This window comes from Burkholderia sp. 28_3, assembly GCF_003253915.1.
GTDB lineage: Bacteria > Pseudomonadota > Gammaproteobacteria > Burkholderiales > Burkholderiaceae > Burkholderia > Burkholderia cenocepacia.
The window spans coordinates 1-12232 of sequence record NZ_QKZF01000054.1; the positions used below are offsets into that span (position 1 = coordinate 1).

Annotated in this window: 9 protein-coding genes; 4 read left to right on the plus strand and 5 right to left on the minus strand. The window is 67.5% G+C overall.

The features are described 5' to 3' along the window. Together DFS13_RS39060 and DFS13_RS39065 are read left to right on the plus strand one after the other, a co-directional pair. Positions 1–451, plus strand: a 451-nt coding sequence (locus DFS13_RS39060; protein ID WP_181461642.1) for a YadA-like family protein, incomplete at its 5' end; no start/stop codon positions are given. A 124-nt stretch (positions 452–575) separates the two neighbouring features. After that, a complete protein-coding gene (locus tag DFS13_RS39065; protein WP_111442879.1) occupies positions 576–1238 on the plus strand; it encodes an OmpA family protein in 663 nt (220 codons plus the stop codon). Positions 1239–1440: 202 nt separating this feature from the next. Here DFS13_RS39065 and DFS13_RS39070 read toward each other — a convergent pair whose 3' ends face one another. Next, a complete protein-coding gene (locus tag DFS13_RS39070; RefSeq protein ID WP_006498035.1) occupies positions 1441–1629 on the minus strand; it encodes a hypothetical protein in 189 nt (62 codons plus the stop codon). A 159-nt stretch (positions 1630–1788) separates the two neighbouring features. Here DFS13_RS39070 and DFS13_RS39075 point away from each other — a divergent pair, with 159 nt between their 5' ends. After that, on the plus strand, positions 1789–2004 hold the full coding sequence (locus tag DFS13_RS39075) for a DUF3820 family protein (protein ID WP_012336985.1): 216 nt from the start codon (positions 1789–1791) through the stop codon (positions 2002–2004). Positions 2005–2281: 277 nt separating this feature from the next. Next, entirely contained in the window at positions 2282–8176 is a 5895-nt protein-coding gene (gene uvrA, locus DFS13_RS39085; protein WP_077189517.1) for an excinuclease ABC subunit UvrA, read from the plus strand. An 80-nt stretch (positions 8177–8256) separates the two neighbouring features. Here uvrA and DFS13_RS39090 read toward each other — a convergent pair whose 3' ends face one another. The 4 genes from DFS13_RS39090 to DFS13_RS41210 form a co-directional block, all read right to left on the minus strand. Beyond that, the gene (locus DFS13_RS39090) at positions 8257–9198 is read right to left on the minus strand and encodes an amino acid ABC transporter substrate-binding protein (RefSeq protein WP_111442880.1); all 942 of its coding nucleotides are present in this window, start codon (positions 9196–9198) and stop codon (positions 8257–8259) included. 13 nt (positions 9199–9211) lie between these two features. Continuing rightward, positions 9212–10519, minus strand: coding sequence for a dicarboxylate/amino acid:cation symporter (locus DFS13_RS39095; RefSeq protein WP_006485551.1), 1308 nt, complete (start codon positions 10517–10519; stop codon positions 9212–9214). A gap of 418 nt (positions 10520–10937) precedes the next feature. Continuing rightward, entirely contained in the window at positions 10938–11759 is an 822-nt protein-coding gene (locus DFS13_RS39105; protein WP_111442881.1) for an OmpA family protein, read from the minus strand. Between the two features lie 16 nt (positions 11760–11775). Next, positions 11776–12232: YadA-like family protein (locus DFS13_RS41210; RefSeq protein ID WP_181461643.1), on the minus strand; the 457-nt coding region annotated here is incomplete at its 5' end.

A 12232-nucleotide genomic window follows, 5' to 3' on the forward strand; every position in this document is an offset into this window, starting at 1 on the left:
CGCGCTCGGCACGGGCAGCAACGACGGCGGCCGCTCGAACGTCGTTGCGGTCGGCTCGGCCGATTCGGCGCGGCAGGTCGTGAACGTCGCGGCGGGCACGCAGGGCACGGACGCCGTGAACGTGAATCAGCTGAATGCGGTATCGAACCAGTTCACGCAGTCGCTGAACACGGTCAACAACCAGCTCACGCAGATGCAGCAGCAGATCCAGCAGACCGATTCGATGGCCCGCGAGGGGATCGCCGCGACCGCCGCGATGGCGTCGATCCCGCACATGGACCGTGATTCGAACTTCGCGATGGGGGTCGGCACGGCGACGTTCCAGGGCCAGAAGGCCATGGCGGTCGGCGTGCAGGCGCGCGTCACGGAGAACCTGAAGGCGACGCTGAACGGCGGTTTCGCCGGCAGCCAGCGCGTCGTCGGCGCGGGCATGCTGTATCAGTGGAAGTGATCGCGCGCAGCGGTTCGTTCCGGCACGCGCTGCCGGAGCGGACCGCGCCGAACGCAAACGTGCGCGGATGCGTCGCGACCTCGCGCCGCACGCGCCGTGCTCATCGCATTCTCGGAGTCATCAAGTGAAAAAACACCATCTTGTCCTGCTGGCGTCCGTCGTTTCCCTCACGGCCTGCTCGAGTGCGTCGGGGCCGACGTACAACGCATACGAACTGCAGTCGCGAAACGGCATCCGGACGTTCCAGGTCGACTGCCACGGCATCCTGTCGACCGCGAAGACCTGCATGAAGGTCGCGACGCGCATGTGCGGCAACGAACCCGTGCGCCTGGTCGACACCACCACGCCGTACCGCGACGGCGCCGATCCGCATTCGATCGTGTTCCAGTGCGGTGCGGCGCCCGCGCCGGCCGCCGCGGCCGTCGCGCCGGCGCCCGCGCCGGTCGAGAAGGTGAGCCTGACCGGCGATGCGTACTTCGCGACCGACTCGGCCGCGCTGACGCCCGCGGCCACCGCCGCGCTCGACAAGCTGCTGAACCAGCAAGGCGACCGCCATTTCGAGCGCGTGGAAGTGGACGGCTATACCGACGCGACCGGTTCGGATGCGCACAATCAGGCGCTGTCGAAGCGCCGGGCGGATGCGGTCGCCGGATATTTGCGCGAGCACGGGCTGAAAGCGGATTCGTTTGCCGCGAACGGTCACGGCGAAGCGAATCCGGCGGCATCGAACGATACGGTCGAAGGACGGGCGCGCAATCGTCGCGTGGAAATCTCGCTGCAGAAGTAGGGCGGCGCGACAGAATTGCCGCAAGCGTGGCCGTCGAAGCACGACGGCTCGCTTGCGGCGATGATGCACGACGCAGACGGCGGCGGGAGGAAGATCCGTCGCGGCGTGTGCATGCGGAGTCCGTCGCCTGGCGACGACGCCCCGCATGCTGCCTTGCGTCCGGCACGCGGATCGCCATTCGCACCGGGCCGTGGATCGACGCTCAGTGCCTGATCACGCAGACGGCCACGATTTCGTAGCCCGGGTCGGCATGTGCGCTCGCGGCCTTCTCCGCTTCGTCATACGAACCAAAGGAGGCGGCATCCTCGATGGCCGGCGCCATGCCGATGTCGCCGTCCTCGGCGGTGCAGAGGAACTGCTCGCCGGTCTTCACGACATAGATGGACGTCATGATTCCCTCCAGGGTTTGCAGGGGGAAATCTCAGTCTAGCAGGCCGGACGCGGGGCGGCGGCCCGCTTTCAGCACGCGCGACGGGGCGGTTTTACGACCGTCGGTCGACCCAGGTCGGCTTGCATGCCATGGCAGCGGAAAGCCGTGCACAATACCCGCATGCGATCCCTCGACCTCGAATGCCTCGTCACCGTCACAATGCCCTTCGGTAAGTACAAGGACCGGCTCCTTGCCGACCTGCCGGGCAACTATCTCAATTGGCTAGCCCGCGAAGGGTTTCCGCGCGGCGAGCTCGGCCGACAGCTCGCGCTGATGCACGAAATCGATCACAACGGCCTGAGAGGCTTGCTGGACCCGCTGCGCAAGCGCGGCTAGCTGCACGGCGGCGCGCCGCTGAAGCCGCACGCCGTTTCGACCCCGCATCGCAGGCAACGCGATTCCGGATGGTCGATGCCGACGGGGATCCCCCGCCGCCTGTCCATGACGCCCGCAGGGTCGTCATGGAAAACTGTATGAATATACAGTATAGTACCCGTCGAACTCGAGCCGCGCAGGTCCAACCCTTGCGGCCCGTGCGCCGCGCCTGCGGGCATCCACCGCAGCGTTCCCGGCACCGTGAACTCTGGCTAACTCATTCAGACGGGCAGGCAAATTGTCATCCAGCAATCTGATCCGCATTCGCGGAGCACGTCAGCACAACCTCAAGAATCTCGATCTCGACCTGCGCACCGGTGAAATGACGGTCGTGACCGGCCCGTCGGGCTCCGGCAAGTCGAGTCTCGTGTTCGACACGCTGTACGCGGAAGGCCAGCGGCGCTACGTCGAAACCTTCAGCGCGTACGCGCGGCAGTTCCTCGACCGGATGGATCGCCCGCAGGTCGAGCGCGTCGACGGCGTGCCGCCCGCGATCGCGATCGACCAGACCAACCCGGTGCGCAGCTCGCGGTCGACCGTCGGCACGATGACCGAGCTGAACGACCACCTGAAGCTGCTGTACGCGCGCGCGGCCGAGCTGTTCGACCGCAAGACCGCGCGGCAGGTGCGGCACGACACGCCGGAGACGATCTACGCGGAGCTCGTCGCGCGCACGCAGGCGGACGATCCGCGCGTCGTCGTCACGTTCCCGGTCGAATTGCCGGAAGCGGTGTCCGACGAGGAAATCGCGCAGTGGCTGTCGGCGAGCGGCTACACGCGCGTGCAGGCGCAGCGCGAAGTCGCGTCGCCCACCGGGCCGCGCAAGATGCTCGACGTGGTGGCCGACCGCTTTCGCGTGCAGCAGGCCGACAAGGCGCGGGTGGTCGAGGCGATCGAGGCGTCGCTGAAGCGCGGCGGCGGCCGCGTGAACGTGTACGTGCTGGCGGCGGAAGCGGAAAACGCGACGGCCGAGCCGTTGATCTGGCGCTTCTCCACCGGGCTCCACGATCCCGACAGCGACCTGCGCTACGCGGAGCCGCAAGCCGCGCTGTTCTCGTTCAACTCGGCGTACGGCGCGTGCGAAACCTGCCGCGGCTTCGGCCGCGTGATCGGCGTCGATCTCGGCCTCGTGATTCCCGACGCGCGCAAGACGCTGCGTGGCGGCGCGATCAAGCCGATGCAGACGCCCGCATGGAAAGAGTGCCAGGACGACCTGATGCGCTACGCGGCGAAGGCCGGCATCCGGCGCGACGTGGCGTGGTCCGAGCTGACGGACGCCGAGCGCGACTGGGTCGTCAACGGGTCGCCGGACTGGAACGGCAAGTGGCAAAGCCAGTGGTACGGCGTGAAGCGCTTCTTCGGTTATCTCGAATCGAAAGCGTACAAGATGCACATCCGCGTGCTGCTGTCGAAATACCGCAGTTATACGCCGTGCGACGTGTGCGGCGGTGCGCGCCTGAAGACGGAATCGCTGCAATGGCGGCTCGGCTCGAAAGAGAACGCGGACGCCGTGCTCGCGCCGGCCGACCGCTTCATGCCGCGCGGCGTCGACTGGAGCCGCGCGCAGCTCGAAGCGCTGCCTGGCCTGACCGTCCACGACCTGATGCTGTTGCCGATCGAGCGCATCCGGCGCTTCTTCGACGATATCGTCCTGCCGAGCGCGCTGCTCGACGACGCATTGAAGCTGTTGCTCGCCGAGGTGCGCACGCGCCTGAAATATCTGTGCGACGTCGGGCTCGGCTACCTGACGCTCGACCGGCAAAGCCGCACGCTGTCGGGCGGCGAGGTGCAGCGGATCAACCTGACGACGGCGCTCGGCACGTCGCTCACGAAAACCCTGTTCGTGCTCGACGAACCGAGCATCGGGCTGCATCCGCGCGACCTCACGCGGATCGTCGAGGCGATGCAGCGGCTGCGCGACGCGGGCAATACGCTGGTCGTGGTCGAGCACGATCCGTCGGTGATGCTCGCGGCCGATCGCTTGATCGACATGGGCCCCGGCCCGGGCGAGCGCGGCGGCACGATCGTCTATGACGGCACGCCGGCCGACATCCGGTCCGCGCACACGCTGACGGGCGAGTATCTCGGCGGCCGCAAGCAGGTCGCGCATGCGTCGAACTGGGCGCGCCGCGTGGTCGACGCCAACACGCCGCGCATCGTGCTCGAAGGCGCGACCGAACACAACCTGCGCGACGTCACGGTCGAGATTCCGCTGCAGCGGCTCGTGTGCGTGACGGGCGTATCCGGCTCCGGCAAATCCACGCTGCTGCAGGACGTGCTGTATCCGGCGATGGCGCGGCACCACGGCAAGGCGACCGAGTCGCCGGGTGCGTACCGCAGCCTCACGGGCGCCGACCAGGTCGGCGACGTCGTGTTCGTCGACCAGTCGCCGATCGGCAAGACCACACGCTCGAACCCGGCTAGCTACGTCGGCGCATTCGACGAAATCCGCAAGCTGTTCGCGAAGGCGCCGCTCGCGCTGCAGCGCGGCTACGGCGCCGGCACGTTCAGCTTCAACTCGGGCGACGGCCGTTGCCCGACCTGCGGCGGCTCGGGCTTCGAACACATCGAAATGCAGTTCCTGAGCGACGTCTACCTGCGTTGCCCGGATTGCGACGGCAGCCGCTACCGCGCCGAGATTCTCGAAGTGCGCATCGAGCGCGACGGCCGCGCGCTGAACATCGCCGACGTGCTCGATCTCACCGTCAGCGAGGCAGCCGCGTTCTTCGCGACCGACGCCGAGGTGCTGCGCGTGCTGCAGCCGATCGTCGACGTCGGCCTCGAATACGTGAAGCTCGGCCAGCCGGTGCCGACGCTGTCGGGCGGGGAAGCACAGCGCCTGAAGCTCGCCGGCTTCCTCGCCGAATCGGCGGCGGCGGCCAACGGGCGCCGGGTCGCGACGGAAGAAGCGCGCATCGCGCGTGCGAAGCTGTTCATGTTCGACGAGCCGACCACCGGGCTGCACTTCGACGACATCGCGAAGCTGATGCAGGCGTTCGGCAAGCTGCTCGCGGCCGGCCATTCGCTGATCGTGATCGAGCACAACCTCGACGTGATCCGCGCGGCCGACTGGCTGATCGACCTCGGCCCGGAAGGCGGCGACGGCGGCGGCCTCGTGCTGTGCGCGGGCACGCCCGACGACGTGAAGGCCTGCGCCGCATCGCATACCGGCGTGGCGCTGCTGCAGTACGACCGCGAGATGGATGGCGAGGCGGTGCGCGCCGACGAAGGCGTGCCGCTGCAGGCCGTGCTGAACGCGGCGCGCGCGCGCCGGGCGATCGAAGGCGAGGACGTCGTGCGGATCGTCAACGCGCGCGAGCACAACCTGAAGTCGCTCGACGTCGACATCCCGCACGGCAAGTTCAACGTGATCACCGGCGTATCGGGTTCCGGCAAGTCGACGCTCGCGTTCGACATCCTGTTCCACGAAGGCCAGCGCCGCTACCTCGAATCGCTGAACGCGTATGCGCGCTCGATCGTGCAGCCGGCCGGCCGCCCCGAGGTCGACGCGGTGTACGGCATCCCGCCGACCGTCGCGATCGAGCAGCGGCTGTCGCGCGGCGGGCGCAAGAGCACGGTCGCGACCACGTCCGAGGTGTGGCATTTCCTGCGGCTGCTGTATGTGAAGCTCGGCCTGCAGCACTGCATCCACGACGGCACGCCGGTCACGTCGCAATCCGTCGAATCGATCGCCGCGCAACTGCTGCGCGATCATCGCGGCGAGCACGTCGGGCTGCTCGCGCCGCTCGTCGTCAACCGCAAGGGCGTGTATACGGATCTCGCGAAGTGGGCGAAGGCGCGCGGCAGCACGCATCTGCGCGTCGACGGCGAGTTCGTCACGGTCGATCCGTGGCCGAAGCTCGACCGTTTCCGCGAGCACACGATCGAATTGCCGGTGGCCGATATCGTCGTGTCGCCGGACAACGAAACCGAGTTGCGGCGCAGGCTCGACGAGACGCTCGAGCTCGGCAAGGGCGTGATGCACCTGCTCGCGCCGCTCGACGGGCTGCACGATGCGATGCGGAACGATCATTCGACCGCGCAGGTCGGCGCGGTCAAGGTGCTGTCGGTCAAGCGCGCGTGCCCGGTGTGCGGCACGAGCTATCCGGAGCTGGACCCGCGGATGTTCTCGTACAACAGCAAGCACGGCTGGTGCACGACCTGCGTCGGCACCGGCGTCACGCTCACGCGCGAACAGCGCGCCGCGTACGACGACACGGTGCTCGCCGGCGACGATCGCGGCCGCGAGCAAACCTTGCCGTCGGACGAACAGGAACCGGAAGGCGTCGGCAACGAGCCGTGCCCGGACTGCCACGGCACGCGGCTGAATCCGTCCGCACGCGCGGTCACGTTCGACGCGCATCCGATCGTCGAGGTCGCGCAATGGACGGTGTCGGATACGCGCCGCTGGATCGATGCGCTCGAACTCACCGGGCGCGACGCGCAGATCGCGCGCGACATCGTCAGCGAGATCGGCAGCCGCCTCGCGTTTCTCGAGGAGGTCGGGCTCGGCTATCTGAGCCTCGATCGTGCGGCGCCGAGCCTGTCGGGCGGCGAAGCGCAGCGCATCCGGCTCGCCGCGCAGCTCGGCAGCAACCTGCAGGGCGTGTGCTACGTGCTCGACGAGCCGACGATCGGCCTGCATCCGCGCGACAACCAGATCCTGCTCGACGCATTGCGCAAGCTCGGTGACAAGGGCAATACGCTGGTCGTCGTCGAGCATGACGAGGACACGATCCGCCGCGCGGATCACATCATCGACGTCGGCCCGGGCGCCGGCAAGCGCGGCGGCACGCTGGTCGCGCAAGGCGCGGTCGCCGACCTTGCGGCGCAGGCCGATTCGGTGACGGGGCGCCTGCTCGCGCAGCCGATGACGCATCCGTTGCAGCCGCGCCGCAGCGTGAGCCTGCCGGGCAAGAAGGGCGGTGCGGCCGTGCCGGAAGCGTGGCTGACCGTCCATGGCGCCCGGCTGCACAACCTGCGCGACGTCACGGTCGGCATTCCGCTCGCGCGGCTCGTCGCGGTGACGGGCGTCAGCGGGTCGGGCAAGTCGACGCTCGCGCGCGACGTGCTGATGACGAACCTGCTGGATGCGGTCGGCCGCTCGGTGCTGTCGTCGCCGGCCACGCGGCGTGCGCGCAAGGCCGCGCAGCAGGACGCGCCGGCCACCAATCGCCGTTCGAGCGTCCTGGCGCGCAGCGCACCGCGGCCGTCGCTGAACGTCACGCACGCATGGCAGGGTTGCGAATCGCTGAGCGGCTGGGAGCAGATCGATCGCGTGCTCGAAGTCGACCAGACGCCGATCGGCAAGACGCCGCGTTCGTGTCCGGCCACCTATATCGGCGTGTGGGACACGATCCGCAAGCTGTTCGCCGATACGCTCGAGGCGCGCGCACGCGGCTATACGGCATCGCGTTTCTCGTTCAATACCGGCGATGGGCGCTGCCCTGCCTGCGAAGGGCAAGGCGTGCGCACGATCGGCATGAGTTTCCTGCCCGACGTCAAGGTGCCGTGCGACGTGTGCCACGGGCAGCGCTTCAATCCGGAAACGCTCGCCGTCACGTGGCGCGGCCGGAACATCGGCGACGTGTTGACGATGGAGATCGACGAGGCGGTGGAGTTCTTCGCGCCGATTTCGAACATCGCGCATCCGTTGCAATTGATGAAGGACGTCGGGCTCGGCTATCTGACGCTCGGTCAGCCGTCGCCGACGCTGTCCGGCGGCGAAGCACAGCGCATCAAGCTCGTCACCGAGCTGACGAAGGTGCGCGACGACATCACGCGGCGCGGCCAGAAGGCGCCGCATACGCTGTACGTGCTCGACGAGCCGACGGTCGGCCTGCATATGGCCGACGTCGCGAAGCTGATCCGTGTGCTGCATCGGCTGGTCGATGCCGGGCATAGCGTCGTCGTGATCGAGCACGACCTCGACGTGATCGCGGAAGCCGACTGGATCATCGATCTTGGGCCGGAAGGCGGCGTGGGCGGCGGCACGATCGTCGCGGCGGCGCCGCCGGAAGCGCTCGCGAAGGTGAGCGCGAGCCATACGGGGCAGGCGTTGAAGCCGGTGCTCGCACGAACGGCCAGCGAAGACGATGAAGCGGAGCAGCAGGGCGCGGCGCGGGTCGGCTGAACGCATCGTGTCCGGTGAGCGGCCCCGGTGCCTGGCGAGGCATCGGGGCCGCGCGTGTTTCGTCGTTCATGCCGACGCGCTCAACTCCCGTTGACGCCGATCGTCTCGATGATGGTCTCCAGTTGCGGGCTCATCGGCAGGTTCAGACTCAAGCCCGACGGAAGCGGGCGCAGGAACCAGCGCTTGTACTGACGCGCGATCTCGCCGTCGGCGGCCAATTCCTGGAACGTGGTTTTCACGACCTGCGCGAGTTGCGGATCGTCCTTGCGGAACATGATTCCGTACGGGTCGTACGAAAGAAAGTCGCCGACCACGTCGTACTGGCCGCCCTTGCCCGCATTCTCGGCAATGAGGCCGTACAGCAGCACGTCGTCCGTCGCGAACGTGTCTGCGCCGCCATTCGCGACGAGTGCGAAACCCTGCGCATGGTCCGGCACCACCTGTAGCTGGATCCCGAGCCGGAACTTGTCGTTCAGGTCGCGCAGCGTCTTCTCGTTGGTCGTACCGGCCGTCACCGCGACTTTCTTGCCCGCGAGGTCGCGGAACGAGCGGATCGGCGCGCCGCGTTTCACCATCACCTTCGTGCCGGCCACGAAGATGATCGGCGAGAACGCCACGCGTTTCTGGCGCTCGAGGTTGCTGGTCGTGGAGCCGCATTCCAGATCGACTTTCCCGCTGACCACCGCGTCGATGCGGGTGTCGGACGTGACCGGCACCCAGCGGATCGTCAGGCTCCGGTTGATCGCATCCTCGATCGACGACACGAGCGCCTTGCATAGCTCGATCGAATAGCCGATCGGCTGGTTGCGCGCGTTCAGGTACGAAAACGGTATCGACGCGTCGCGATAGCCGAGCGCGATCGTCCCGCTGCCGCGCACCTTCGCGAGCGTGCCGGTCAGTTGGGCCGGCGCGAACGGCTCGACGCGCGGCAGCGTCGAAGGCGCATCTTCCGCGCGCGCGGTCGCGCCCGTCGCAAGCAGGCCCGCGAGCGCGAGCGCACGCCAGAATCGCTGCATCTTCATCGCCGGGCCTCCGTCAGACTTCCGTCGGATGTGCGATCGTCGCTTCCTGTTCCGCTTCGATGCGCGCCGCGTTGGCTTCGGCTTCCGCTTCCGACAGGAGCTGGCCTTCCCATTTCGCGACCACCGCGCTCGCGATCGAGTTGCCCACCGCATTGGTGGCCGAGCGGCCCATGTCGAGGAACGTGTCGACGCCGAGAATCAGCAGCAGCCCGGCCTCCGGAAGCCCGAACTGGTGCAGCGTGGCCGCGATCACGACGAGCGATGCGCGCGGCACGCCGGCCATCCCCTTCGACGTGAGCATCAGGACCAGCAGCATCGTGATCTGCGTGCCGAGCGACAGGTGCATGTTGTACGCCTGCGCGATGAACAGCGACGCGAACGTGCAGTACATCATCGAGCCGTCGAGGTTGAACGAATAGCCCATCGGCATCACGAAGCTCGAGATCTTGCGCTTCACGCCGAAGCGGTCGAGCGCGTCGAGGATCTTCGGGTACGCGGCTTCGGAGCTGGCCGTCGCGAACGACAGCATGAACGCTTCCTTGATCAGCACCAGCAGCTTGAACACGCGCGGCCCGAGGAACACGAGCCCCGCACAGACGAGCAGTGCCCAGAGCAGGAACAGGCTCACGTAGAAGTCGCCCATGAACACCGCGAACTTCAGCAGTACCGACAGCCCGTTGACCGCGACGGTCGCGGCCATCGCGGCCATCACCGCGAGCGGCGCGAGCTTCATCACGTAGCCGGTGATCTTGAGCATCACGTGCGACAGCTGGTCGATCGCGGCGATGAGGACCTTGCCGCGGTCGCCGAGTGCGGCGAGCGCGACGCCGAAGAACATCGAGAACACGACGATCTGCAGGATCTCGTTGTTCGCCATCGCCTCGGCGAACGACTTCGGCACCATGTGGCCGACGAAATCCTTCAGCGTGAACTTGGACGTCGCGAGGTTCGCGGAGGCGCCGATGTCCGGCAGCGGCAAGCCGAGATTGTCGCCGGGCCGCAGCAGGTTCGCCATCAGCAGCCCGAGCAGCAGCGAAACCAGCGACGCGGTGATGAACCAGGCGATCGATTTCGCGAACACGCGTCCGACCGACGCCGCGTCGCCCATGTGCGCGATGCCGACGACCAGCGTGGAGAAGACGAGCGGGCCGATCACCATCTTGATCAGGCGCAGGAACACGTCGGAGACGAGCGAGATGTACCCGGCGACTTCGGCGGCGGCCTTCTTGTCCGGAAAGCTCGTGAAGACCATGTAGCCGATCGCGATGCCTGCCACCATCGCGATCAGGATCCAGACGGCTGCAGCATTCTTTTTGCGCATCGTGAGCCTCCCATGCAGCGGTTTCGCAATCGGGGGATGGAAGGACGATACAGGACCAGAATGACGATGAACAGTGCAACCGGGTTCGGGTTTGCGCTAGCGCCGGGTGATGGCCGGTCCGGGCGACGGCGATTGCACCGGTGGCGCTTCGTGCCCGACGCCGGTGCAACCCGATGCCGGTTTGTGCGGAGCAGCACGTCGCCTGTTAGACAGCCGGCGGATGGCGGTGAGAGCGCGCGTCATTCGCACATGTCTTGCACCCGTCGACCGACGATGTTGCGTTGCCGCACCCGGGTGCGAACAGGCCGCGGTCATGCGCGGACCCGGCAGGCTCGTGCCGGAATCGCACGCTTGCGCCGCGGACCGGACGTTCCCCGCGGTCGGCGAATGGGCGCGTTCGGCCCGCTGACGCGGCAACTCAGCGCTGCCCGTACACGGTAAGCGTCACCCGCCGGTCTTTCTGCAGGCACGCGATGACGGCGGGCGTTTCACCTGGCGGACAATGCGATACCGGCTGCGACGATCCGACACCGTCAGCCCGAATGCGCGCGGCGTTGATGCCGTGCGCCGCCAGATAGCGTTTCACGGTCTCGGCCCGCGCGAGCGAAAGCGCACGATTGCTTTCTTCCGAGCCGATGCGATCGGCGTGGCCGACCACGTCGATGCTCGTCATGCCGGCTTGGTTGCGGATTTTCGCGATCGCGGCGTCGAGCTCCGCGCGACCGCCCGGCAGCATCGAATCGAGGCTCGACTGCGCGAACGGAAACAGGGCCTCGCCTTCGATCGTGAACTGTTCGAGCGGCGCGGGCTTCGCGACGGCCACCGCAGGCGCCGGGTCCCGTACGAAGTCCGCGCACTGCGGATCGCGCCAGTACGTCGCGCTCACGCGCATGGTCTTGTCGAACTGCACCTGGTACTGGCACGACACTACCTGGTCGCCGCGGCGGAAGTCGAACAGGTAGTTCCACACGTGGTTGCCCACGAACCATTCGTGAAAGTGCGGCGGCCCAATCAGGTCGTAGAGCTGATCCTTGTTGAGGCCCGTACTGACGTTGCGCAGGTTCGCGACGTTCACGAACGTGCCGCCCGCGGGCGACGCGGACGCCGCGTCCGGAAACCGGGGCGGCGTGTGGGGCACCGCACATCCCGTGATTGAGACTGCAGTCGCGACGCACGCCGCGAGCAGCACAGCCTGTCGAGTTTTCATGGTTCGCTTGTTGTTCCGTTTCATGTTTCGCATCGAATCGCCCGTACGCTTACCACTGGTAACCGGCGCCGACCACGGCGCCGTACGTGCCGCGCGTGTTGGTCGACACGGCCGCCTTGTAGATCCAGTGGTTGTTCTCGGAAATGGTCGAGATGCCGAGCGCCTGCCCAGACTGACCGCGGTACACGCTGCCCGCGATCGCGACCATGCTCTTGCCGGGGCCGGACGGTTGCGGCAGACCGGCCACGGCCATTGCCGTCGCGGTGCCGCCGTCCGCGTCGCGGCGATAGCTGTCGAGGCTGTTGCGCAGGTTCGCGACCTGGCCGTCCGTGTAGCTGTTCGCCTGCGACACCGCGGTGCCCACGCTCGCATTGAGCTGATTCACGTTCACCGCGTCCGTGCCCTGCGTGCCCGCCGCAACGTTCACGACCTGCCGCGCCGAATCGGCCGAGCCGACCGCGACGACGTTCGAGCGGCCGCCGTCGTTGCTGCCCGTGCCGATCGCC

Coding starts and splice junctions, on each gene's coding strand:
- DFS13_RS39105 (WP_111442881.1), bottom strand. CDS start 11,759: ATGCGAAACATGAAACGGAACAACAAGCGAACCATGAAAACTCGACAG.
- DFS13_RS39095 (WP_006485551.1), bottom strand. CDS start 10,519: ATGCGCAAAAAGAATGCTGCAGCCGTCTGGATCCTGATCGCGATGGTG.
- DFS13_RS39090 (WP_111442880.1), bottom strand. CDS start 9,198: ATGAAGATGCAGCGATTCTGGCGTGCGCTCGCGCTCGCGGGCCTGCTT.
- DFS13_RS39075 (WP_012336985.1), top strand. CDS start 1,789: ATGCGATCCCTCGACCTCGAATGCCTCGTCACCGTCACAATGCCCTTC.
- DFS13_RS39070 (WP_006498035.1), bottom strand. CDS start 1,629: ATGACGTCCATCTATGTCGTGAAGACCGGCGAGCAGTTCCTCTGCACC.